Annotated in this window: 24 protein-coding genes; 13 read left to right on the forward strand and 11 right to left on the reverse strand. The window is 65.0% G+C overall.

The window, feature by feature from the left end:
- Positions 1-5: 5 nt before the first annotated feature.
- The 4 genes from AB4118_RS23655 (at position 6) to truB (ending at position 5,092) form a co-directional block, all read left to right on the forward strand.
- Complete coding sequence (locus tag AB4118_RS23655; RefSeq protein ID WP_441492023.1) at positions 6-734, forward strand: RNA-binding protein; 729 nt, start codon at positions 6-8, stop codon at positions 732-734.
- Positions 731-3,589 (forward strand): translation initiation factor IF-2, encoded by a 2,859-nt coding sequence (gene infB / locus AB4118_RS23660; protein WP_441492024.1) that lies wholly within the window; start codon positions 731-733, stop codon positions 3,587-3,589. Before AB4118_RS23655 ends, infB begins: the two co-directional genes overlap by 4 nt.
- 146 nt (positions 3,590-3,735) lie before the next feature.
- The gene (rbfA, locus tag AB4118_RS23665; protein ID WP_441492025.1) at positions 3,736-4,167 is read left to right on the forward strand and encodes a 30S ribosome-binding factor RbfA; all 432 of its coding nucleotides are present in this window, start codon (positions 3,736-3,738) and stop codon (positions 4,165-4,167) included.
- Positions 4,154-5,092, forward strand: coding sequence for a tRNA pseudouridine(55) synthase TruB (gene truB / locus AB4118_RS23670; protein WP_441492026.1), 939 nt, complete (start codon positions 4,154-4,156; stop codon positions 5,090-5,092). Before rbfA ends, truB begins: the two co-directional genes overlap by 14 nt.
- A gap of 342 nt (positions 5,093-5,434) precedes the next feature.
- Here truB and AB4118_RS23675 read toward each other — a convergent pair whose 3' ends face one another.
- The gene (locus AB4118_RS23675) at positions 5,435-6,046 is read right to left on the reverse strand and encodes an NAD(P)-dependent oxidoreductase (protein WP_441492027.1); all 612 of its coding nucleotides are present in this window, start codon (positions 6,044-6,046) and stop codon (positions 5,435-5,437) included.
- Positions 6,047-6,168: 122 nt separating this feature from the next.
- Here AB4118_RS23675 and AB4118_RS23680 point away from each other — a divergent pair, with 122 nt between their 5' ends.
- From AB4118_RS23680 to AB4118_RS23695, 4 genes are all read left to right on the forward strand, one after another.
- Positions 6,169-6,555, forward strand: coding sequence for a winged helix-turn-helix transcriptional regulator (locus AB4118_RS23680; RefSeq protein ID WP_441492028.1), 387 nt, complete (start codon positions 6,169-6,171; stop codon positions 6,553-6,555).
- A gap of 153 nt (positions 6,556-6,708) precedes the next feature.
- Positions 6,709-6,978, forward strand: coding sequence for a 30S ribosomal protein S15 (gene rpsO, locus AB4118_RS23685; RefSeq protein ID WP_043239192.1), 270 nt, complete (start codon positions 6,709-6,711; stop codon positions 6,976-6,978).
- 318 nt (positions 6,979-7,296) lie between these two features.
- On the forward strand, positions 7,297-9,471 hold the full coding sequence (gene pnp, locus AB4118_RS23690; RefSeq protein ID WP_441492029.1) for a polyribonucleotide nucleotidyltransferase: 2,175 nt from the start codon (positions 7,297-7,299) through the stop codon (positions 9,469-9,471).
- Between the two features lie 134 nt (positions 9,472-9,605).
- The gene (locus AB4118_RS23695) at positions 9,606-10,241 is read left to right on the forward strand and encodes a pyridoxamine 5'-phosphate oxidase family protein (protein WP_441492062.1); all 636 of its coding nucleotides are present in this window, start codon (positions 9,606-9,608) and stop codon (positions 10,239-10,241) included.
- A 117-nt stretch (positions 10,242-10,358) separates the two neighbouring features.
- Here AB4118_RS23695 and AB4118_RS23700 read toward each other — a convergent pair whose 3' ends face one another.
- The 5 genes from AB4118_RS23700 to AB4118_RS23720 form a co-directional block, all read right to left on the reverse strand.
- The gene (locus AB4118_RS23700; RefSeq protein ID WP_441492030.1) at positions 10,359-11,357 is read right to left on the reverse strand and encodes an adenosine kinase; all 999 of its coding nucleotides are present in this window, start codon (positions 11,355-11,357) and stop codon (positions 10,359-10,361) included.
- A 67-nt stretch (positions 11,358-11,424) separates the two neighbouring features.
- Positions 11,425-11,799 carry a helix-turn-helix domain-containing protein gene (locus AB4118_RS23705; protein ID WP_113515708.1) on the reverse strand — a complete coding sequence of 125 codons (375 nt, stop codon included), beginning with the start codon at positions 11,797-11,799 and terminating at the stop codon, positions 11,425-11,427.
- Positions 11,796-12,353 (reverse strand): Smr/MutS family protein, encoded by a 558-nt coding sequence (locus AB4118_RS23710; RefSeq protein ID WP_441492031.1) that lies wholly within the window; start codon positions 12,351-12,353, stop codon positions 11,796-11,798. The genes AB4118_RS23705 and AB4118_RS23710 overlap by 4 nt, the downstream gene beginning before the upstream one ends.
- Positions 12,354-12,356: 3 nt before the next feature.
- Positions 12,357-13,532 (reverse strand): murein transglycosylase A, encoded by a 1,176-nt coding sequence (gene mltA / locus AB4118_RS23715; RefSeq protein WP_441492032.1) that lies wholly within the window; start codon positions 13,530-13,532, stop codon positions 12,357-12,359.
- Positions 13,529-14,260, reverse strand: coding sequence for a Tim44/TimA family putative adaptor protein (locus AB4118_RS23720; RefSeq protein ID WP_069878579.1), 732 nt, complete (start codon positions 14,258-14,260; stop codon positions 13,529-13,531). Before AB4118_RS23720 ends, mltA begins: the two co-directional genes overlap by 4 nt.
- Positions 14,261-14,505: 245 nt before the next feature.
- Between AB4118_RS23720 and secB the strand changes: the two genes are divergently transcribed.
- Both secB and AB4118_RS23730 read left to right on the forward strand, forming a co-directional pair.
- Positions 14,506-15,003, forward strand: a complete 498-nt coding sequence (gene secB, locus AB4118_RS23725) for a protein-export chaperone SecB (RefSeq protein WP_069878580.1) — start codon at positions 14,506-14,508, stop codon at positions 15,001-15,003.
- A 183-nt stretch (positions 15,004-15,186) separates the two neighbouring features.
- Positions 15,187-15,942, forward strand: coding sequence for a TerC family protein (locus AB4118_RS23730; RefSeq protein WP_441492033.1), 756 nt, complete (start codon positions 15,187-15,189; stop codon positions 15,940-15,942).
- Positions 15,943-15,957: 15 nt separating this feature from the next.
- Here the strand turns inward: AB4118_RS23730 and dnaQ are convergent, their stop codons facing one another.
- The 5 genes from dnaQ to AB4118_RS23755 are packed head-to-tail and all read right to left on the reverse strand — an operon-like array spanning position 15,958 to position 19,605.
- On the reverse strand, positions 15,958-16,665 hold the full coding sequence (gene dnaQ / locus AB4118_RS23735) for a DNA polymerase III subunit epsilon (RefSeq protein WP_441492034.1): 708 nt from the start codon (positions 16,663-16,665) through the stop codon (positions 15,958-15,960).
- The gene (gene coaE, locus AB4118_RS23740) at positions 16,658-17,284 is read right to left on the reverse strand and encodes a dephospho-CoA kinase (protein WP_441492035.1); all 627 of its coding nucleotides are present in this window, start codon (positions 17,282-17,284) and stop codon (positions 16,658-16,660) included. The genes dnaQ and coaE overlap by 8 nt, the downstream gene beginning before the upstream one ends.
- Positions 17,285-17,299: 15 nt before the next feature.
- A complete protein-coding gene (locus tag AB4118_RS23745) occupies positions 17,300-18,133 on the reverse strand; it encodes a shikimate dehydrogenase (protein WP_441492036.1) in 834 nt (277 codons plus the stop codon).
- 18 nt (positions 18,134-18,151) lie between these two features.
- A complete protein-coding gene (locus AB4118_RS23750) occupies positions 18,152-18,778 on the reverse strand; it encodes a Maf family protein (protein WP_441492037.1) in 627 nt (208 codons plus the stop codon).
- Positions 18,775-19,605: a pyruvate, water dikinase regulatory protein gene (locus AB4118_RS23755; RefSeq protein WP_441492038.1), complete on the reverse strand. Its 831-nt coding sequence runs from the start codon at positions 19,603-19,605 to the stop codon at positions 18,775-18,777. The genes AB4118_RS23750 and AB4118_RS23755 overlap by 4 nt, the downstream gene beginning before the upstream one ends.
- A 458-nt stretch (positions 19,606-20,063) precedes the next feature.
- Here AB4118_RS23755 and hemE point away from each other — a divergent pair, with 458 nt between their 5' ends.
- The 3 genes from hemE (at position 20,064) to rho (ending at position 23,024) form a co-directional block, all read left to right on the forward strand.
- Complete coding sequence (gene hemE / locus AB4118_RS23760; RefSeq protein ID WP_441492039.1) at positions 20,064-21,095, forward strand: uroporphyrinogen decarboxylase; 1,032 nt, start codon at positions 20,064-20,066, stop codon at positions 21,093-21,095.
- 13 nt (positions 21,096-21,108) lie between these two features.
- Entirely contained in the window at positions 21,109-21,534 is a 426-nt protein-coding gene (gene hemJ, locus AB4118_RS23765) for a protoporphyrinogen oxidase HemJ (protein WP_441492040.1), read from the forward strand.
- A gap of 224 nt (positions 21,535-21,758) precedes the next feature.
- Positions 21,759-23,024, forward strand: a complete 1,266-nt coding sequence (rho, locus tag AB4118_RS23770) for a transcription termination factor Rho (RefSeq protein ID WP_069878589.1) — start codon at positions 21,759-21,761, stop codon at positions 23,022-23,024.
- The last annotated feature ends 101 nt before the right edge of the window (positions 23,025-23,125 follow it).

A 23,125-nucleotide genomic window follows, 5' to 3' on the forward strand; every position in this document is an offset into this window, starting at 1 on the left:
GCGTGATGAAAAGGCCGGAATCGGCGCGGCCCGCGCACAAGGACGGCCCTGAGCGCAGCTGCGTCGTGACCCGCATGGTCAAGGCGCCGGAGGATCTGATCCGGTTCGTAGTCAGCCCCGACGGGGTTCTCACGCCGGATTTGCGCCGCAAGCTTCCGGGCCGCGGCGTCTGGACGAGTCTCAGCGCGGCCACGGTCGCCGAGGCGATCAAGCGCAAGGCCTTCGAGCGCTCGCTCAAGACCAAGGTCATGATACCGCCTGATCTTGCCGCTATGATCGATGGCTTGATGCATCGCGACGCCGTCCAGGCGCTGGCCATGGCCAACAAGGCGGGACTGGTTTCGTCCGGCTTTGCCAAGGTCGAGGCCTCTATCGGATCGGGGCGTCTCGCCGCGGTGATCGAAGCCAGCGATGGCGCCGAGGATGGCCGACGCAAGATAGGACAGGCTCTCAAGCGGGTCGCGGCAGCGCGAGCCGAGGATGGGCTGAAGGTCCGAAACACACCTGTCGTCGCGGAATTCGCGGCGGCTGATTTGGAATTGGCGTTGGGGCGGTCACATGTGATACATGCGGCCCTTGCTCCGGGACCGGCGGCCGAGGGTTTCCTCTCCCGCTGGCGTCGGCTCGTCCGTTACCGGATGGGCGATGCCGGTGCGTTGGGCCCGGAAAGCCCGACGGATTTCGACGAGACAGACGAACACACGACCGAACCGGCAGGACCGAAAGCGGAATGAGCGATACCAAAAACCCGGGCGACAAGACTTTGACGGTCAGCCCTCCGAAGACCCTAACGCTGAAGCGGCCGATCGAGCAGAGCACGGTTCGGCAAAGCTTCTCGCATGGGCGCTCGAAGCAGGTCGTCGTCGAGGTCAAGCGCCGCGTCGGTGGGCCCGAAGTCAAGGAAGCGCCGGTGGCTCGTGCGCCGCAGCCCGCGGTGCAGCCCGCTGCCCCGCGTCCGGTCGTACCCCAGCCGGCTCCCGCAGCTCCGAAGCCAGGCGGCATGCTGCTGCGCACCCTCTCGGACGACGAGAAGGATGCGCGTCAGCGCGCCCTGTCCGACTCTCGAGCCCGTGAGCTCGACGAGCGCCGTCAGGCCGAAGAGGAAGCCCGCCAGCGTGCGCTTGTTGCAGAACGCGAACGGGCCGAGCGCGAGGCAGCTCTTGCTCGCCAGCGCGAGGAAGAAGAGCGCCGTCGTCAGGAAGACGAGCAGAAGCGTCGCGCCGAAGTCGCCGCTCGTCAGCGCGATGATGCCCAGGCCGCCCGTCCGGCAGCCCCCCAGCAGCCGCGTGAGCAGGTCTCGGCCCCGGCTCCATCCGCTCCGCCGCAGCAGCAGGCGCAGCCGCCCCAGCCTTCAACCTATGCTCCCGCCGCACGGCCCGCATCCGGCCCGCGCGAGTTCGGTGGTGCACGTCCGCAGATGCGCGACGTCGGTGCACGTCCGCCGCGGCTCGACTCGCGTCCTGCCCGGGTCGACGCACCGCGTCCCCCCCGTGCCGGTGATCCGAGCGCTCCCGCAGAGCCGGCCGTCGTCCGCCCGGCCCGTCAGGCCCCTTCGGCCGGCGCCCCGCGCAGCCGCCCCGATGATGGTGAGGCCCGGCCCGCGTTCCGTCGCCCCGGCGGCGCTCCCGGCACTGCCAATCGCGGCGCGCCGGCTCCCGCCCCGAAGACGCCCAAGGCCGGTGAGAAGCCGCGTGGCCGCCTGACGCTCTCGACCGCTACCGGCGGTGATGACGAGCGGACACGGTCGGTTGCAGCCTTCCGCCGTCGCGTCCAGCGCATGACCGGGCACCGTGCCTCGGACGTCGCCAAGGAACGCGTGATGCGCGAGGTGATCATCCCCGAGACGATCACCATCCAGGAACTCGCCAACCGCATGACCGAGCGTGGCGTCGACGTCATCCGCCTGCTGATGAAGCAGGGCGCGATGCACAAGATCACCGACGTGATCGACGCCGACACTGCTCAGCTAGTGGCCGAGGAAATGGGCCACACCGTCAAGCGCGTTGCCGAATCCGACGTCGAAGAAGGCCTGTTCGATACGCCCGACACCGATGAGATGCTGATCCAGCGTCCCCCGGTCGTGACCATCATGGGCCATGTCGACCACGGCAAGACCTCGCTGCTCGATGCGATCCGCCAGACCCATGTCGTGACCGGCGAGGCCGGTGGCATCACCCAGCATATCGGCGCCTATCAGGTGACGACGCCGACCGGCTCGAAGGTGACCTTCATCGATACCCCGGGCCACGCCGCCTTCACGGCGATGCGTGCACGTGGTGCCAAGGTGACGGATATCGTCGTTCTCGTGGTGGCGGCCGACGACGGCGTGATGCCGCAGACGGTCGAGGCCATCAACCACGCCAAGGCGGCCAAGGTTCCGCTGATCGTGGCGATCAACAAGATCGACAAGCCCGACGCAAACCCGGACCGCGTGCGGTCCGAGCTGCTGCAATACGAGATCCAGGTCGAGACGCTGGGCGGCGAGACGCTGGAAATCGAGGTTTCGGCCAAGACCGGCCAGAACCTCGACAAGCTTCTCGAGGCTATCTCGCTGCAGGCTGAACTGCTCGATCTCAAGGCCAATCCCGATCGCGCTGCCGAAGGCACCGTGATCGAGGCGAAGCTCGATCGTGGCCGCGGCCCGGTCGCGACCGTGCTCGTCCAGCGCGGCACGCTGCGCACCGGCGACATCGTCGTGGCGGGCTCGGAATGGGGCCGGGTGCGCGCCCTGATCGGAGACACCGGTGCCCAGATCAAGGAGGCGCCCCCGTCGCTGCCGGTCGAGGTTCTCGGATTCAACGGCACGCCTGAGGCCGGCGACCGCGTCGCGGTGGTCGAATCCGAAGCGCGTGCCCGCGAGGTCACCGATTACCGTGAGCGCCAGAAGCGCGACCGGATCGCAGCTCGTGGCGGTGGATCGGCAGCGGGCCGCTCGCTCGCGGAGATGATGCGCGACCTCAAGGAAGGCGCTGGCCGCAAGGAATTCCCGCTCGTCGTCAAGGGCGACGTGCAGGGTTCGGTCGAGGCCATCGTCGGCACGCTCGAGAAGGTCGGCAACGACGAGGTGCGCGCACGCGTGCTGCAGTCGGGTGTCGGCGGCATCACCGAATCCGATATCACGCTCGCCCAGGCTTCCGGCGCGGCTGTGATCGGCTTCAACGTGCGTGCCCACAAGGAAGCGCGCGAGGCGGCCGAACGGGCCGGCGTCGAAATCCGCTACTACAACATCATCTACAACCTCGTGGATGACGTGAAGGCGGCGATGTCGGGCCTGCTGGCTCCGACCCTGCGCGAGACGATGCTCGGCAATGCCCAGATCCTCGAGATCTTCAACGTCTCGAAGGTCGGCAAGATCGCCGGCTGCCGCGTCACCGACGGCACGATCGAACGCGGCGCCAATGTCCGCCTGATCCGCGACAATGTCGTGGTCCACGAGGGCAAGCTCTCGCAGCTCAAGCGCTTCAAGGACGACGCCAAGGAAGTGGTTGCCGGCCAGGAATGCGGCATGTCCTTCGAGAATTATCAGGACATGCGCGCTGGCGACGTGATCGAGTGCTATCGCGTCGAGGAGATCAAGCGGACGCTGTGATCCGTCGTGGCCGGGCTTGTCCCGACCACCTGACGGGGACGAGCGCGCGCTCCTTCGCAGAACCTTGACGTGATGGCCGGGCCAAGCCCGGCCATCACGTTTCTACGACCCACGCTCATCCGGTCCGAGTCCGGAGATCGAGAACCATGGCAAGACCAGCAAAACCCAGCGGCCCCTCGCAGCGACAACTGCGCGTCGGCGAACTCATCCGTCACGCACTGGCCGAGATGCTCGCCCGCGGCGACATTCACGACGACGTGCTGGCGAAGCATGTCATCACCGTGCCGGAGGTGCGCCTCTCGCCCGATCTCAAGCTCGCGACGGCCTACATCATGCCGCTCGGCGGCAATGACATCGCGCCGGTCCTGAAGGCGCTCGATGGCCACAAGCGCTATATCCGGGGCGAGATCGCCCATCGGGTGAACCTGAAATACGCGCCCGATATCCGCTTCCGCCAGGATGAGAGCTTCTCGGAGGCCGAACGCATCGATGCGCTGCTCGATTCCGATTCGGTGCGCCGCGACACGCTGCGCCAGCCCCTGAAGATCGACCAAGACGACCATCATGACGACGAATAGCGAGACAGTGGCGCCTCCGCACGCGCAGCAGCCGCGCCCGAAGAAGCGCGACGTGCATGGTTGGGTGGTGCTCGACAAGCCCGTAGGCATGACCTCGACCCATGCGGTCAGCGTGGTGAAGCGCGCCTTCAGCGCCAAGAAGGCCGGCCATGCGGGCACACTCGACCCGCTCGCTTCAGGCCTGCTGCCGATCGCGCTGGGCGAGGCGACCAAGACCGTCCCCTTCGTCATGGATGGCCGGAAGGCCTATCAGTTTACCGTCGCCTGGGGTTCGCAGACCGAGACCGACGATACCGAAGGCCGCGTGATTGCGACCTCGGAGCTACGCCCGCAGGAAGACGCCATCGCGGCCCTGCTGCCGCGCTTCACGGGCACGATCCTGCAAACGCCCCCCAAATACTCAGCCATCAAGATCGCCGGCGAGCGCGCCTATGACCTCGCCCGGGATGGCGAAGAGGTGGTGCTGCAGCCCCGCCCGGTCGAGATCGATGCGCTGTCGATCGTCAGCCATGACGGCGCGACGACGACGTTCGAGGCCGAATGTGGCAAGGGAACCTATGTACGCGCCATCGCCCGCGATCTCGGCGTTGCGCTCGGCTGCCTCGGGCATGTCGCCCATCTCAGGCGCACCCGCGTCGGCCCCTTCACGGTGACCGAGGCGACGACCGTCGAGACGTTGCGCAGCAGCCAGGAAGAGGCCGAGGGCGCACTCCGGCCGGTCGCAGCAGCGCTTGAGCTCATTCCGGAGATCGTGGTCCATCGCGATGCGGCCCTGCGGCTGAAGCGTGGCCAGAGCGCACTATTGCGCGGTCGCGATGCGCCGATCGAAGCCGAGGCTGTCTATGCGACCAGCGGCGGCGTGCTCATCGCCACTGGCTCGATCAGCAATGGCGAGCTGGTACCGCACCGGGTCTTCAATCTCTAATCCATGGGGTCGGATCCCGTATCCAATCCCATGATTCAACCCCCTGGGTTTGCGTCGGCCTTTCCGAAAGCCGCAATCCACTTTTCGGGCCGATGCTTCAGGCCGGGACGAGACTGAACTGCGTGGCGCGCAAGCGTGCAGCGTCACGCAGGGGCGGTGCTCCGAACAGGCGACTTGTACTTCCAGCTGAACTGCGACGGGCTTTCATAGCCCGCCCTGAAGCCCGCCGAGGCGGCATCGAACAACTCCGGCCTAGCCGGGTCCGGCATCATGCCGGAGCCAGGCGGCGGCCTGCATCTCGGCCGCCGCCGCTACCAGAAAGCCTGAATTGCTCGCGATGGTTTAGTAACCGACCGTGAAGCGCTGGCGCGAGTGGGCAGGCTTCTCCAGTTCGTCGACCAATGCGATCGCGTAGTCCTCGGCCGAAATCGCGCTCTTGCCCTGGGCATCGACCAGAAGCTGATCCCTGCCGAGGCGGAACTTGCCGGTGCGCTGGCCGGGCTGGATCAGCGCCGAGGGTGACAGGAACGTCCAGTCCAGTTTGCTCTCACCCTTGAGTAGCTCGAGGAAGGCGCCGCCCTTCTTCGCCTCCGCCAGATAGATCGCCGGGAACTCCGGCGTGTCGAACAGCTGCTTGCCTGGCGCGACCTCGAGACTGCCCGCGCCACCGACGACGAGATAGCGCTTCACCCCGGATTGCTTGACGGCGGCCAGCAGAACCGCCGGGTCGCTCGCGGTGAAATGCACGGCGCTGATCACCGCGTCATGGCCAGCGAGCACGCTGGCCAGCCCGTCGCGATCGAAGACGTCGCCTTTCAACGGCGTCACACCAGTCGCCGCTGCGACCTTTCCGGGGTTGCGGGTGATCGCCGAAACCGCGTGTTCGCGGGCGTACAGCTCGGCCAGCAGGCGCGAGCCGATGAAGCCGGTAGCGCCGATGAGAGCGATTTTCATGAGATCTGCCTTTGGCTAGTATCTTTCAGGAACCAACATCCTGTGCGATACTAGATGGAGGCAGCGTGGAGCCTCGTAAAGAAGGCACTTTCACGCGACATGGTCACCTGAGGGAAACCACGATGCTGCAACGCCCGGACGCCTTCAACGCCCAATGCCCGACCCGCCAGGTCCTCGACCGCATCGGCGATAAATGGGCGGTGCTGATCCTGATTCTGCTCGGAGAGGGGACGTTGCGCTTCAACGAGCTGCGCCGACGCATCGACAACATCTCGCAGAAGATGCTGTCGCAGACATTGCGGAGCCTGGAGCGCGATGGGTTGATCAGCCGCGAGGCGTTCCCCACCGTGCCCGTAACTGTCGAGTATTCGCTGACCGAACTCGGCCGCACGCTTGCAGCAACCGTGCACGGATTGACGCGCTGGGCCGAGACCCATATCGGCGAGGTCGAGGAAGCGCAGAGGCGCTACGACCACGGTCTGCCCCGGCCTGCCTCGTCGCCGCGCTAGCGTTTTACCCAGATTCGTGTATATCCCGCGCCAACCGGCCTTGCGGCTGGCTGCGCATCTCCTCCGTGATGAGGTGGATTGCGGGTTCCGGACCTTGCTGGACGACATCCCGGCCTGGCCCGCCAGATCAACATCCAACTGAAGGATCACACGATGTCGATTACGCCGGAGCGCAAGACCGCGCTCGTGAAGGAACATGCCACCAAGCCGAATGACACCGGTTCGCCGGAGGTCCAGGTCGCGATCCTGACGGAGCGCATCAACAACCTGACCGGTCACTTCAAGTCGCATGTCAAGGACAACCACTCGCGTCGCGGCCTGCTGAAGCTGGTTTCGCAGCGCCGTTCGTTGCTCGACTATCTCAAGGGCAAGAGCGAAGCGCGCTACAGGACGCTGATCGAGAAGCTCGGCATCCGCCGCTGATCGATCGCAAGAGCTTCCCGCCCGGCACCGATCGGTTCCGGGCGGTTTTTCCAGAGCATGATGCCGAAAGGTGGGAACCATCTTTCGGGCGACATGATGCTCCTACTCCAGGGTCTGGCCGCAATGGTGCGGCGCCCTGACTCCAACGCGGCGGCCGCATGGGTGGCTTAGCCGCAGGCCTCCGCCGGACGCCCCGACGTCCATGGCAGGATCGCCGAGCGCTCGGGCGCAATGCTCACCGTCTCCCGAGCTTTCCGCCGTCTTGCCCATGGGCTTGAGACGTCCGGACGTGTGCCACATCCGATCCGAAAGAGAACCATGTTCGACATCCAAACCGAAGAGCTGATCTGGGGCGGGCGCAAGCTCGTGCTCGAAACCGGCAAGGTCGCCCGCCAGGCCGACGGCGCCGTGCTCGCCACCTATGGTGAGACCGTCGTGCTCGCCACCGTCGTCTCGGCCAAGGAGCCGAAGCCGGGCTTCGACTTCTTCCCGCTGACCGTGAACTACCAGGAAAAGACCTTCGCGGCCGGCCGCATCCCGGGCGGCTACTTCAAGCGCGAAGGCCGCCCGAGCGAGAAGGAGACCCTGGTCTCCCGCCTGATCGACCGGCCGATCCGCCCGCTTTTCGCCGACGGCTACAAGAACGACACCCAGGTGGTCTGCACCGTGCTCCAGCATGACCTGGAGAACGACCCCGACATCGTTGCGATGGTCGCAGCTTCGGCCGCACTGACCCTGTCCGGCGTGCCCTTCATGGGCCCGGTCGGCGCCGCCCGCGTCGGTTATTTCGACGGTGCCTACAAGCTCAACCCGCTGGTCGACGAGATCAAGGAATCGGGCCTCGACCTCGTCGTCGCCGGTACCCAGGACGCCGTCCTGATGGTCGAGTCGGAAGCCAAGGAACTCTCCGAAGAGATCATGCTCGGCGCCGTGATGTTCGGCCACAAGCATTTCCAGCCGGTGATCGACGCCATCATCCGTCTGGCTGAAAAGGCCGCCAAGGAGCCGCGCGACTACCAGCCGGCCGACCAGTCGGCGATCCTCGACGCCGTGCTCAAGGTTGGCGAAGCCGAGCTCCGCGTCGCCTACAAGATCACCGCCAAGGCCGAGCGCTATAAGGCTGTCGACGCCGTCAAGGCGAAGGTCGTCGAGGCGCTGGTCTCGGCCGAGCCGGATGGCGTGAAGACCTTCACCAAGGAACAGGTCGCCGGCCAGTTCAAGGAAGCCCAGGCCAAGATCGTGCGCTGGAACATCCTCGACGACGGCATCCGCATCGACGGTCGCGACGTCAAGACGGTCCGCAAGATCGTGGCGGAAGCTGGCATCCTGCCGCGCACCCACGGCTCGTCGCTGTTCACCCGCGGCGAAACCCAGGCGCTGGTCGTGACCACGCTCGGCACCGGCGACGACGAGCAGTTCATCGACTCGCTGGAAGGCACCTACAAGGAAACCTTCCTGCTGCACTACAACTTCCCTCCCTACTCCGTCGGCGAGACCGGCCGGATGGGTTCGCCCGGCCGCCGCGAGATCGGCCATGGCAAGCTCGCCTGGCGCGCGATCCGTCCGATGCTGCCGGCCAAGGGCGAGTTCCCCTACACGATCCGCGTCGTCTCGGAGATCACCGAGTCGAACGGCTCCTCCTCGATGGCCACCGTCTGCGGCACCTCGCTGGCGCTGATGGATGCCGGCGTGCCGCTGAAGGCTCCGGTTGCGGGCATCGCCATGGGCCTGATCCTGGAAGGTGAGCGCTTCGCGGTGCTCTCCGACATCCTCGGCGACGAGGATCATCTCGGCGACATGGACTTCAAAGTGGCCGGTACCGCTGCGGGCATCACCTCGCTGCAGATGGACATCAAGATCGCCGGCATCACCGAGGAGATCATGCAGGTCGCGCTTGGCCAGGCCAAGGGCGGTCGTGACCACATCCTCGGCGAGATGTCCAAGGCGCTCTCCACCTCGCGCGCCCAGCTCGGCGAATATGCCCCGCGCATCGAGACGATGAAGATCCCGGTCGACAAGATCCGCGAAGTCATCGGTTCGGGCGGCAAGGTCATCCGCGAGATCGTCGAGAAGACCGGCGCCAAGGTGAACATCGAGGACGACGGCACCATCAAGATCGCCTCGGCCGACGGCAAGTCGATCGAAGCCGCGATCAAGTGGATCAAGTCGATCGTCTCGGAAGCCGAGCCGGGCATGATCTATGACGGCACCGTGGTGAAGATCATGGAGTTCGGCGCCTTCGTGAACTTCTTCGGCGCCAAGGACGGCCTCGTTCACATTTCCGAACTGGCCGCCCAGCGTGTCCAGAAGGTCTCGGACGTCGTCAAGGAAGGCGACAAGGTCAAGGTCAAGTTCCTCGGCCAGGATGAGCGCGGCAAGATCCGCCTCTCGATGAAGGTCGTCGACCAGGAGACGGGCGAGGATCTGACCGAGAAGCTCAAGGCTGCCCGCGACGCCGAGAAGGCCCGCGAGAAGCAGCCCGCCAGCGAGTAAGCTCCGGCTTCATCGCCAGACCACAGGCGCCCCGCATCTCACGATGCGGGGCGTTTTCTTTTTTGCGGTGCGAAGGGGCTGGCGCTCACGCCTGTCTCCCAATAGTCTAGACTTATTGGTTCTTGGAGATCGGCATGACCGACCACAGCATCACTTCGCTCGAGACGCTCGCCGCCCGGTATCCGAACCCCGTCGCGCCCGCCTCGGTCGCCAAGGAGATCGACCATGTCGACGAGAACTATGCTGCGCTGATCGCCGCCTCGCCCTTCATGGTGCTCGCGACCAACGGTCCGGAGGGCCTGGATTGTTCGCCGCGCGGGGATCTGCCGGGCTTTGTCACGGTCCGGGACGCGAAAACGCTCCTGATTCCAGACAGAAAAGGCAATAACCGTCTGGATTCATTAAGAAATATTCTGTTCGATCCGAGAATCGGAATGCTCTTCCTGGTCCCCGGATACGGCGAAACCCTGCGGGTGAACGGCACAGCGACGCTTTCGACCGACCCCGAGCTCTGCGCGCGCTTCGAGATGGCGGGAAAGCTGCCGGCCTGCGTGATCGTGGTCGATGTGGAACAAGTCTACTTCCAGTGCTCGCGCGCCGTGGTCCGGGCCGACCTTTGGAACCCGGCCAAACATGCCGACAGGCGTGAGTTGCCAAGCGCCGGACAGATCCTGCGTGACATCACTGCGCGGAACGAGGCGATCGAGACCTTTGACGGTGCTGCCTATGACAAGGCGCTGCCGGAGCGCGTGAAGGCGACGCTGTACTGAATCGTCGTGCGCGGCTGCACTGCCGGGCCGCCGCGTCTTGCGACGCGGCTCGTGAAAAGGCGTGCCATGATCGAGACCCGCCCGACCATGACACGCCGAACCTGAAACCCGATCAGGTCACAGCAAGCCGTTATCGCCCGCCAGCACCTTCAGGTTCACATCCGGCCTTGCACCGACATGGCTGATGATCTCGGCGGCGGCCAGCGCGCCGAGCCGCAGCGAGTCCCGCACCTCGCGGCCCGAGGTCAGGCCGAAGAGGAAGCCCGCGGCGAAGAGGTCGCCCGCGCCGGTTGAATCGACGATGCGCTCCACCGGGAAGACCGGTTCGGCGACGATGCCGTCAGGCGTCACCGCCAGAGCGCCCTTCTCCGAGCGCGTCACCGCCGCAATGATATTCTCCGCGCGCAACGCAGCGAGCGCGCTGTCGAAATCGCCGGTCTGGTAGAGGCTCTTCAGCTCGTGCTCATTGGCGAAGACGATATCGACCAGCCGGTTGCGGATCAGCCCGAGGAACTCGTCGCGATAACGATCCACGCAGAAGGAATCCGACAGGGTGATCGCGACACGGCCGCCAGCTGCATGGGCAAACTCCGAGGCCTTGCGGAAGGCTTCCTTGGCCGCCGGCGGATCCCAGAGATAGCCCTCGAGATAGATGATGTCGGCGTTCTGGACCGTATCCTTGTCGACATCCGCGACAGTGAGGCCCTGGCAGGCGCCGAGATAGGTGTTCATCGTGCGCTCGCCATCAGGCGTGACGAAGATGAAGGAACGGGCGGTCGCCGGACCATCGGCCGCGAAAGCCGTATCGAAGCTGACGCCCTGCGAGGTCAGGTCATGCCGGTAGAGCTTGCCGAGCTCGTCCTGCTTCACCTTGCCGATGAAGGCGCCCTTGCCGCCAAAGGAGGCAAGGCCCGCGATGGTGTTGGCGGCGGAACCACCCGAGATGACCTTGGCCGGGCCCATCGCCGCGTAGAGCGTCTCGGCACGGGGCTCGTCGATCAGCATCATCGCGCCCTTGGTCAGCTCATGCGCGACCAGAAAATCCTCTTCCGCGCGAGCGATGACATCGACGATGGCGTTGCCGAGCGCCAGGACATCATAACGGGCATTTTTCATGAAGGAGTTCCGTGGGTTGGCGAGGATGGGACGAATGATGGGCGTTTCGCATCAGGACCCGATGCGGTCAAGCACGGCCGCGCCGGCGACTGGCCTGGTCAAGCACGGCGCGCAGCGCGGCGAGTTCGTCGGGGCCGAGTTCGGCGATCTCAAGGGCAAGCCGGTTGGCGACCAGCGTCGCCTCCGGTGCCAGTCCCGCAGTATCGACCGTGATGCGGGGGTGGGAGAGCTCGGCGAGACGAACGAGTTCGTCAGCCTCGTCCCAGATCACGCCGAGCAAATGGATCACGCCCTGGATCAGCGCAAAGGTCGGCTGGCCGCGCTTGCCATGCTCAAGGGCCGAGAGATAGGCCGGCGTGACGCCCAGCGCCGCGGCCATTCCGGCCAGCGTCACGCCGCGAGCTGCGCGCAGCTCCCGAACGCGCTGGCCAAAGGGTGTCACGCGCCGCTCTCACGGTGCCGGCGCAGACGGATATAGAGCGCGCCGGCGCCGCCATGGCGCTGCTCGGCCTCCTCGAAGCCGACGACGAAAGGGCGCAGATCAGGTAGCCGCAGCCAGTGCGGCACGCTGCGGCGCAGGACGCCACGCTCTTCGCCGAAAATCGCATCGCCCGCGGCGCCCTTGCCCGTCACGACCAGCGCCAGCCTGGTGCCGCGCGCCTGCTCGCGGCGCAGAAAGGCACATAGCGCCGCATGAGCGGCATCCTGCCGCAGGCCGTGCAGGTCGATCACCGCCTCGACGGATTGGGTTCCGCGACGCAACTGGGTGCGCAGGCGGCGCTCGAGCGGCGCCAGCGGCGGCGGGGTGATCCTGGCCGGTTTGACGGCAACCACCAGAACAGGGGCGGCAGCCTCAGTTGGAGGTGGCGCCGGGGCCGCTGCAGGCTCCTCAGGCGGCGGTGCGGCGCGCCCCCGCAGTGGCGTCACCGAACGTGCAACCTGCCGCCACAGGGCAATCTCGGCCTCCGACAGGGTCTTCTCGCGACGGCGGCGCATTCCTCAGCGCGCCTCCGCCCGCGGCCAGAGCACCGTGAAGTCAAAGGAATGGCGGACCAGCCCGGCGCGATGACCCGCCGCCTGGCCGGAACCGACGAACAGGTCGACCCGCGACGGTCCGACGATGGCGGATCCCGTATCCTGCGCAATCATCAAGCGCGACAGCCGCTCCATGTCGCCGCTGCCGGTGGGAATTGTCGCATCGATCCAGGCCGGCAGTCCGTAGGGCCAGATGGCGCGGTCGACGGCGATGCTACGCAGCGGCGTCAGGGGCAAACCCGCACCACCGATCGGCCCCGACTCGGCCGGCAAGTCGTCCTTGCGGGCGAAGAAGACGAAGGAGCGGTTCAGGCGGATCAGGTCCCGGGCAAAACCGGCATCGGCCTTCAACCGAGCGACCAGCTTGTCCATAGTCATCTCGGCCGGCGGGATGTTCTCGCGCTCGCTGAGCACCCGGCCGAGTGAGGTATAGGCGTGGCCGTTGCGGCCGGAATAGACCAGCCGGACGACCCTGCCGTCCTGCAACCGAACCCGGCCGGAGCCCTGCACCTGCAACACGAAGCGGTCGACCGGATCGCGCAGCCAGGCGATTTCCAGGCCCTGCCCGTCGAGTGCGCCACTCTCGATCGCCGTCCGATCGGGATAGGGCTCTAGGCCCCGGGGAGTGCGGCGGGCGGCGGACAAGGCAGGTTCCAGCCCTGGCCAAGCGTCGCCTGCAAGGCGCGTCACCAGATCGGCAGGGCGGGCATAGAGCGGCGTTGGGAACTGGACGGAGGGGGTGAGCGAGCCTTCGAACTCCGGCTCGAAATAGCCGGTCATGAAGCCGCCCTCGGCGCCACTCGGCCGGATGCGCCAGAAACTGAAACGCTCCTCGAAGAAGCGACGCGCCGCCGTCCGGTCGACCGGCCCGCGAGCCGTCAGCCTGCCGGCTTCGGCGCAGACAGCGGTGAGCGCAGCGGGGATCGGGACGCCTTGCCGAAGCGGGGGATCGGCAGCGCAGCCAGCTGCGAAAATCGTCAGCGCAATGCGGTGATCGTCATCCGGCCATCCCGGTATTGCGCCGGGAGAGATGACCTCTGCGCGGGCGCCGGGCGGCAAGTTCGGACCGGCGGGCGCTTGTGTCATTGCAGCGGACAACATGGCGGCCACCAGCGCAATGCGCCCGAGGCCACGGGTCACGCGCCGGCTTCGGTCGCGACCAAAAGCCAATTCGGGTCGCGGCTGCCGAGCTGACGCGAGAAGGTCCAGATATCGTTGACCTCCGAAACCGCCTCGGCGCTGCCGTCGACCACGACGCCCTGTGCATCACGGACAACACTGATCAGCTGCGAAACGAATGCGATCGTCACCTGAGCGGTCTTGCCCTTGACGTCGACGGCGGTGATCTCGGCCTTGTCGATCGAGACGAAGGAGGATTCCGCCTTCTCGCCGCGCTTCTCGCGGTCGGTAATCGCCTGCTCGAAGCCATCATAGACTTCCTTGGCGAGGAGGCCCTTCAGGACCTTGCGGTCGCCGCGGGCGAAGGCGGTGACGATTGTCTCGTAAGCGGATTTCGCACCCTGCAGGAAACCCTTCGGGTCGAAATCCTGCTCCTGGCGAACGATGGCCTCGATGCCGGCAATGATCGGCGAATCCGCAGGCGCAATGTCCTTCCAGCGCTCGGCCGCAGGAACGGCTGTCGCAGCGGGATCATTGGCTGCGCCCGGCAGGCGAATGACATTGTCGCGCTTGGCCTCGGGAGCGCCGGCCTGATCAGGTCGCATCGGCGGCGTCTCACGCCGCGCGAAGGGATCCTTAGGCGGCTGCTCGCTGCCGGTCTTCTGGCCAAGCACGGAGCGAAGCTTCCAGGCGACGAAAACGGCCAGAGCCAGGAAGACCAAAGTCGTCATGTCGAAGGAATTTTGCATCGAACGCTGATCCGGAACCCCAGTGACCGCCTCGCATCAACGGCGGCGGTCGGCCGGCCGCCGCATGCGATATGGTGATCAAGGCTCGTAACATCCACCCCCGAGCTTGTGAAGGCGGCTTCTTGTGCCTGAGGAAGCTCCATGATAGCCGACGCAAGCATTGCACCGGGGAGCGGTGCGCAGTCCCGGGCGCCGGCAAGGCGTGGGATTTCCCGATTAAAGCCTGCCAGACGATGATGGGACCGATGGCCAACGACATCCCCAACGGCAACGGCGCGAGCGAGGCGAACGCTCAGCCGAGCATGAATGCCCTGATCCAGTACACCAAGGACTTCTCCTTCGAGAATCCGAAGGCGCCCCGCGCGCTCGGCCAGCAGAACGAGCAGGGCCCGCAGATGTCCCTGCAGGTCAATGTCTCGACCACCGCGCTGTCGGAGACCGATTACGAGACCGTGCTCCAGCTCGAGGGCAAGGCCGTCCTGAACAACGAGACGCTGTTTGCGTTCGATCTCAGCTATGCCGGCGTGTTCCGGCTGCTGAACATCCCCCAGGAGCATATTCACCCCGTTCTGGTAATCGACTGCGCGCGGCTGCTGTTCCCGTTCGCCCGCCAGATCATCGCGGACGCGGTCCAGACCGGCGGCTTCCCGCCTTTCTATGTTCCGCAGATCGATTTCGCGATGCTGTATCAACAGCGCATGCAGGAGCTTCAGGCCCAGCAGCCACAGGCGCCCAACGCCTGAGCGAGCCTGCCGCCTCCGCAAGCCGACGATATCGAAAGGGCCCTCGCGGGCCCTTTCTTGCATTTCAATCAATAATCGCGCGCATTTCGCAACGCCTTGCGCATCGGCAAGGCAAACTCCATCTCCCACATTCATTGAAGCGGGCGCCAATCCGGCGTCCGCATTTTGCTATGTGGAGACCCGATGGACCATCTGATGACGCTTGCTGCCGACCCCGCCGTATGGGCGGCTCTCGGGGCACTGATCGCCATGGAGGTTGTCCTCGGCATCGACAATCTGATCTTCATCTCGATCCTGACCAACAAGCTGCCTGAGGAGCAACGTTCGCTCGGCCGCAAGATCGGCATCGGGCTTGCCCTGTTCATGCGGCTCGCGCTGCTCGGTACCGTCGCCTTCATCGTGCAATTGACGGAGCCGATCGTCTCGCTCTTCGGCAAGGCCTTCTCCTGGCGCGATTTCATCCTGATCGCCGGCGGCCTTTTTCTGGTCTGGAAGGCGACGACCGAAATCCATCACAAGGTCGACGTCAATCACGGGCCCGATGTGTTCGACGGCGGCCGTGCGGCAACCGTGACCTTCGGCGCTGCGATCTTCCAGATCCTGCTGCTCGATCTGGTCTTCTCGATCGACAGCATCATCACGGCCGTCGGCATGACCGAGCATGTCCCGGTGATGATGATTGCGGTGATCGTCGCCGTGCTGGTGATGCTGCTGGCCGCCGACCCGCTGGCGAAGTTCATCGAAAAGAACCCGACGATCGTGATGCTGGCCCTCGGCTTCCTGCTGATGATCGGCGCCACGCTGATCGGCGAGGGTTTCGGCGCCCATATCCCGAAGGGCTACATCTACGCCGCCATGGCCTTCTCGGCGCTGATCGAGGGTCTCAACATGATGTCCCGGCGCGCCGATCGTAGCCGCGGCCGACCGACCCGAAGCTGAGCCGCCACAAGCGGCTCAGCTTTCCTTGGCCAGACCGAGATAGCCGCTCCAGAGCGGTGTCTTCAGGGTCAGGATGAAGCTCTCATGAGCGGCCATTGCCGCCTCGTCGAGGCAGGGGGCGAGCGGGCGCTGGCGCTGCGGCCGCTCGGAAAGATCGGCGAGACCGTTGCCGGGACCGGAAGCGCTGACCACGCCAAGTCCGAGATCGGCCTGTTTGCCTCCGATCAGCTCGATATAGACCTCGGCGAGAATCTCCGAATCGAGCAGCGCGCCGTGCTGGGTGCGCCTCGTATTGTCGATGCCGTAGCGCTGGCAGAGCGCATCGAGACTGTTCGAGGCTCCGGGATGCTTGCGTCGCGCCATCGCCAGCGTATCGACGACCAGCGACGGATCGATCGGGCCACGGCCGACACGCTTCATCTCCATGTTCAGGAAGCCGACATCGAAGGACGCGTTGTGGATGACGAGCCGCGCGCCATCGATGAAGGCTGCAAACTCCTCGGCAATGGCCGCGAAGACGGGCTTGTCCGACAGGAAGGCATCGGACAGTCCGTGGACCTTGAAGGCGCCTTCCGCCATCGCCCGCTCGGGGTTGATGTATTGATGGAAGGTACGGCCGGATGGGCAGTGATTGACCAGTTCGACGCAGCCGATTTCAACGACGCGATCGCCGCCATTGGCTTCGACGCCGGTCGTCTCGGTATCGAGAACGATCTCACGCATGCCTGGACGCCTTTTCTTGCCGGCTCCGGCCAGGACGGCCGGCCAATGCCTGGAGGATAGAGCGGACCTGCCTCTGTGCCACCAGCAAGCCATGCGAGGTGTCCACAAGGAAGTGGGCGTGCCGGCGCTTCTCGGCATCCGGCATCTGGCGCGCAAGGATCGCGTCCAGCTTCTCCGCCGTCATCTGCGGACGCGCCAAAACGCGGGCGCGCTGCACTTCGGCTGATGCCGTGATCACGACGACGGCGTCACAGCGATACCCTCCTCCAACCTCAAGCAGGAGCGGCACATCGAGGACCGCGATATCGCTCCCCGCTGCAATGCAGTTCTTGATGAAAGCGATCTCCTCCTCCCGCACCAGAGGATGAATGATCGCCTCCAGCGCGCGCAGGGCGTCGGGCTTGCCCACAACCATCGAGGAGAGTCGGGCACGATCGACGGCCCCGTTCACCACTGCGCCCGGAAAGGCCGCCGCGATCGGTGCGACCGCCCTGCCCCGGTAGAGCGCATGGACGGTGGCATCGGCATCATGGACAGGCACGCCGTGGGCCCGGAACATCTCCGAGGTGGTCGACTTTCCCATGCCGATCGAGCCGGTCAGTCCCAGGATGAAGGTCATGCGGCACCCAGCGAATCAGGCGCCCAGGATATCGGCTTCGAGCCGGGCCCGCAGCGCCGGCGTGACCTTCGGGGTCACACCGAACCAGCGCGCGAAACCGGGGACGGCCTGATGCAGCAGCATGCCGAGCCCATCGACCGGAACACCGCCGCGACGTTCCGCCTCTTCGAGCAGGGGCGTCCGCAACGGCACGTACACGATGTCGTCAACGATCGTGCCGGGGCGCAGCCTGGTGAGATCGAGATCGAGCGGCGGCTTGCCGTTCATCCCAAGCGCCGTCGTGTTGACGATCAGATCGGCCGATCCGACCAGCTCATGACGCCTTGACCAAGCTTGTGCCTCCACCGGCGCTCCGAGTGCCCGGGCAAGTTCCATGGCTCGGTCGGCGCTGCGGTTGACGAGGATGATCCGCTCGAGGCCGCGGGCCTTCAGTCCAAAACCGATCGCCCGCGCCGCGCCGCCCGAGCCAAGAATGAGAGCCGTTGCGACCCGCTCGCTCCAGCCGGGAACGCTGGCGTCGAGATGGGCGAGGAAGCCGGCAGCATCGGTGTTGTCGCCGAACAGGCGACCATCGTCACGCCAGATCGTGTTCACCGCACCCATCGCGCGGGCGACGGGGCTGAGTTCATCGACCAGCAGCAGCGACGCCTCCTTGTGGGGAACTGTGACGTTGCCGCCCACGAATTCGCCGCTCCGCACCCGGGCCATGAACGACGAGAGTGCAGCCGGTGCGACATCGATGCGTTCATAGGATCCATCGAGCCCATGCTCGGCGATCCAGCTGCCGTGAATGAGCGGCGAGCGTGAATGGGCGATCGGGTGACCGATGACGAAACAGCGACGGGTCATGGAATTCAGATGTCCGGATCAATCGACGAGAGCGCCCTGCTCGCGCAGGGCCTCGAGTACGGCAAGGAGCGGGAGGCCGAGAATGGTGAAATGGTCGCCCTCGACGGCAGCGAAGAGCTGGGAACCAAGGCCTTCGAGCTGGTAGCCGCCAACGCTGGTCAGGATCGCCGGGCCAGCAAGTTCGACATAGGTCGCGATGAAATCGAGCTCGAGCCGCCGCATCGTCAGTCGTGCGGTCTGCCCGCCTTCAGCCAGGATCTCGCCGTCGCGCGCCAGCACAAAGGCGGAATGAAGCTCATGCGTGCGCCCAGCCAATGTCGCGATCTGCGCGGCGGCGCCAGGGAGATTCTCGGGCTTGTGAAAGATCTGGCCCTCGCAGGTCAACGTCTGGTCGGCGCCGAGCACGAAGCGGCCGGGCTTCATCACGGAGACATGCAGCGCCTTCGCGCAGGCAAGCGCGGCCGCGATCGCCTCGCCTTCGACACCCTGTGCGAGGAGCGGCGCCTCGGCGGCTCGCTCGTCGATGTCGGGCTTCAGGGTGTCCACCGGGATCCCGGCTGCGCGCAGCATCCCAGCCCGGGTCGTACTGCCGGAAGCAAGCAGCAGCGGCGCCGCTGCACGCCAGAGAGAGGGCCTCTTCGTCATGTCGCGATGAACTTCATGCGATGGTCGCGCAGCAGGTCGAGGATCGCTGCCGCCGTCTCCTCGATCGAGCGCCGGGTGACATCGATCACCGGCCAGCCCCTGCGGGCGCAAAGCTTGCGCGACTGCGCGATCTCGTCGGCCACGGCTGTAGGGTCGACATAGGGCGTCTCATCATCCGCCTTCATCGAGAGCAACCGGTTCTGTCGAATCTGGACGATGCGCTCGGCGCTGGCGACCAGCCCGACGATCAACGGCTTTCTCAGCCGCTCAAGTTCGACCGGCAAAGGCACATGGGGGACCAGCGGTACGTTGGCGGTCTTGATACCGCGATTGGCGAGATAGATGCTGGTCGGTGTCTTCGAGGTGCGGCTGATGCCGACGAGGATGATATCCGCGCTTTCCAGATCGCCTCCAAGCTGCCCGTCATCATGCATCAGCGTGTAGTTCATCGCGTCGATGCGGCGGAAATATTCGGCGTTGAGGACATGCTGCGCGCCCGGCCGCGGCGACCCCGCCTGGCCGAGATAAGACTGGAACAGGGACAGCACCGGGTTCAGCACCGACAGACAGGGGCAGCCGAGTTCCTGGCAGAATTTCTCGAGCCGCTCGGCCCATTCCGCTTCGACGAGCGTGTAGAGCACGACCCCCGGCGAGGATTCGATCTCCGCCAGGACCCGGGCAAGCTGCGCCTCGGAGCGGACCAGCGGATAGACATGCTCGATGGCCGAGACCGATTCATATTGGGCGGCGGCGGCCCGGCTGACCGCAATCAGGGTCTCGCCGGTGGCATCGGACACCAGATGCAAATGAAAATAGTTGCGCGCCACGTGGGCTCCCGGGGCTTAACGAAGTTGCAACCTCTAGCGCGCCATATCCGCAATGCAAATTGTCGTCCTGGACCGGGACCCCCAGCGCTGACCGCGATGAGGGGTCACGCTGGTCATGGGGACTGCTGTGGACAACCGTACATCCGAGCGGAGCGCGGGACCGCGACTGTATAACTCCCTCTTTCCATCAACAGGCTGGTCCCTGGGGACACGTGGAGGGATGTTTCACGTGAATCATTTTAACGATCGGCAGCCCCGGCCGCGATTCTGATTTCTTACTAATCAGTTAAGGCGCCCCACCCCCCGGGCGATTCCACCCTGCGACATCGGCTCGCCCTGTGGACCGGTTGTGGACAAAGTTGGGCCGGGCTATTTGCCCCTGACCAAGAGTCAAAACAAAAGAATATCTCTCTAAGATTCTTTTAAGATTCAGACCTGAACGGCTGACCGGAGTGGGCATGGCGAACGAAGATCCGGTTTTCCTGCGGAGCCTTTCGGGCGAGGTGATGGCAAGGCCGCCGATCTGGCTGATGCGCCAGGCCGGACGCTATCTGCCGGAGTACCGCGAGGTCCGGGCCAAGGCAGGTGGCTTTCTCGAGCTCTGCTACAATCCCGCCTTTGCTACCGAAGTGACCCTTCAGCCAATCCGCCGTTTCGGTTTCGATGCAGCGATCCTGTTCTGCGACATCCTCGTCGTGCCGCATGCGCTTGGCCAGAAGCTCTGGTTCGTCCAGGGCGAAGGTCCGCGGTTGGAGCCCGTGGGCGATGCGAAGAGGCTTGGCGAGATCCACGAGGAGATCGACCAGGACGTGCTGGCGCCGGTCTACGAAACGGTTGGCAAGGTCAAGGCTGCCCTGCCAGGCAACACCGCCTTCGTCGGCTTCTGCGGGGCGCCTTGGACGGTCGCGACCTACATGGTGGCTGGGCGGGGCACGCCGGATCAGGGTCCCGCGAAGGAACTCTTCACACGAGACCCGGAGCTGTTCGCCCGGCTGATCGACCGGATCGTGATGGCGTCCATCGCTCATCTCAACGCTCAGCTCGATGGCGGCGTCGATGCGGTGCAGATTTTCGACAGCTGGGCTGGCTCGCTTGGCGAAGATGATTTCATGCGTTGGTGCATTGCGCCGACCAAGCGGATCGTCGACGGAGTGCGGGCGCGTCATCCCAAGGCAAAGATCATCGGCTTTCCCCGGGGGGCCGGCCGCCTGATTCCGAGCTATGTCAAAGCGACCGGGGTTGATGCTGTCGGGCTCGAGACGGACATCGATCGCGAATTTGCGCGGACGCAGATCCAATCGCTGGCGCCGATCCAGGGTCACCTTGACCCGCAACTTCTCCGGGCAGGTGGTACCGAGCTGGAACGGGAGGTCGACGCGATCCGTACCTCCTTCGGCGCCGGTCCCTTCGTCTTCAATCTCGGGCATGGCATCCTGCCGGATACGCCGATCGCTCATGTCGAACGCTTGATTGCGGCCGTCAGGTCATGATGAGGATGCAGTGATGCTGATCGACTGGATCAAGGCTTTTCACGTGATGGCGGTCATCTCCTGGATGGCCGGCATGCTCTATTTGCCCAGGCTGATGGTTTATCACGCGGAGGCGCAGACCGGCTCGGTGCAGTCCGAAACCTTCAAGATCATGGAACGCCGGCTCCTCAAGGGCATCATCAATCCGGCGATGATCGTGACCTGGGTGCTGGGTCTGTACCTCGCCTGGGCGATCTATGGCTTCAAGGGTGGCTGGCTGCACGGCAAGATTCTGCTCGTGGTCATCCTCTCCGCCATCCATGGCATCCTGGTCGGACGGGTCAGGGCCTTTGCCGAAGATCGCAACGACAAGTCGGCGCGCTATTACCGGATCATCAACGAAGTGCCGGCACTGCTGATGGTCGGAATCGTAATCCTGGTCGTCGTCAAACCGTTCTGAGCGACGCCGACGTTTCCGGCTTGAGAGTCCACGGGAAACCAGCTATCAAGCGCAACGCGACTTTTTGCGTCCTCCCTGTTGTCGATGGTTCGTGAGCTGGCTGCCGGTGCAGACGCTCATGGTGCGCATCCCCTGCGCACTGGTCCTTCCAGGCCCTGTCGAGCCCTCCACTGAGTCCCTGACCTCCGCCATTCGTGTGGGGGCGTTTACGATCCGGGTGCCCCATGCGGGAAATCAAGCTTCACGAACTCAAGGTCAAATCGCCGACCGAGCTTCTTGCCTTCGCCGAAGGCATGGAGGTCGAGAACGCCAGCACGATGCGCAAGCAGGAGCTGATGTTCGCCATCCTCAAGCAGTTGGCCGCCAAGGAAACCGAGATTCTCGGCGAGGGCGTGGTCGAGGTGCTGCAGGACGGGTTCGGCTTCCTGCGCTCCTCCGACTCGAACTATCTGCCGGGTCCCGACGACATCTACGTTTCGCCGTCGCAGATCCGCAAGTTCGGCCTGCGCACGGGTGATACGGTTGAAGGGCCGATCCGTGGACCCAAGGATGGCGAGCGCTATTTTGCGCTGCTCAAGGTCAACACGATCAATTTTGAGGACCCGGAGAAGATCCGGCACAAGATCCATTTCGACAACCTGACGCCGCTGTATCCGGACGAGCGTCTGCGGCTGGAAGTTCAGGATCCGACCAAGAAGGACTTCTCGCCCCGCGTCATCGACATCGTCGCTCCGATCGGCAAAGGCCAGCGCGCCCTGATCGTGGCGCCGCCGCGCACCGGTAAGACGGTTCTGCTGCAGAACATCGCGCAGTCGATCACCAACAATCATCCCGAGTGCTATCTGATCGTGCTGCTGATCGACGAGCGGCCCGAGGAAGTCACCGACATGCAGCGTTCGGTGAAGGGTGAGGTTGTGTCCTCGACCTTCGACGAGCCGGCCACGCGCCACGTCCAGGTCGCGGAGATGGTCATCGAGAAGGCCAAGCGCCTGGTGGAGCATGGCCGCGATGTCGTGATCCTGCTCGACTCGATTACGCGCCTCGGCCGTGCCTACAACACCGTGGTCCCCTCTTCCGGCAAGGTGCTGACCGGTGGTGTCGATGCCAACGCGCTGCAGCGGCCGAAGCGCTTCTTCGGCGCGGCCCGCAATATCGAGGAAGGCGGCTCGCTGACCATCGTCGCGACTGCGCTGATCGATACCGGCAGCCGCATGGACGAAGTCATCTTCGAAGAGTTCAAGGGCACCGGTAACTCGGAAATCGTGCTTGACCGCAAGGTGGCCGACAAGCGCATCTTCCCGGCGATCGACATCCTGAAGTCGGGCACCCGCAAGGAAGAGCTGATCACGCCGAAGGATGTGCTGCAGAAGACCTATGTGCTGCGCCGCATCCTGAATCCAATGGGACCGCAGGATGCGATCGAGTTCCTGATCGACAAGCTGCGGCAGACCAAGCAGAACTCCGAGTTCTTCGACTCGATGAACACCTGATCGGATCGGGAATCGCCACGCCGCACGAAGCTGCAGCGTCGGAGATCCAATACTTTCAGCGAGGCGGATCGGCAGTCATGCCGACCCGCCTTTCTTGTTTG

The organism is Allobosea sp. 2RAB26 (genome assembly GCF_052115465.1).
Classification (GTDB): Bacteria; Pseudomonadota; Alphaproteobacteria; order Rhizobiales; family Beijerinckiaceae; genus Allobosea.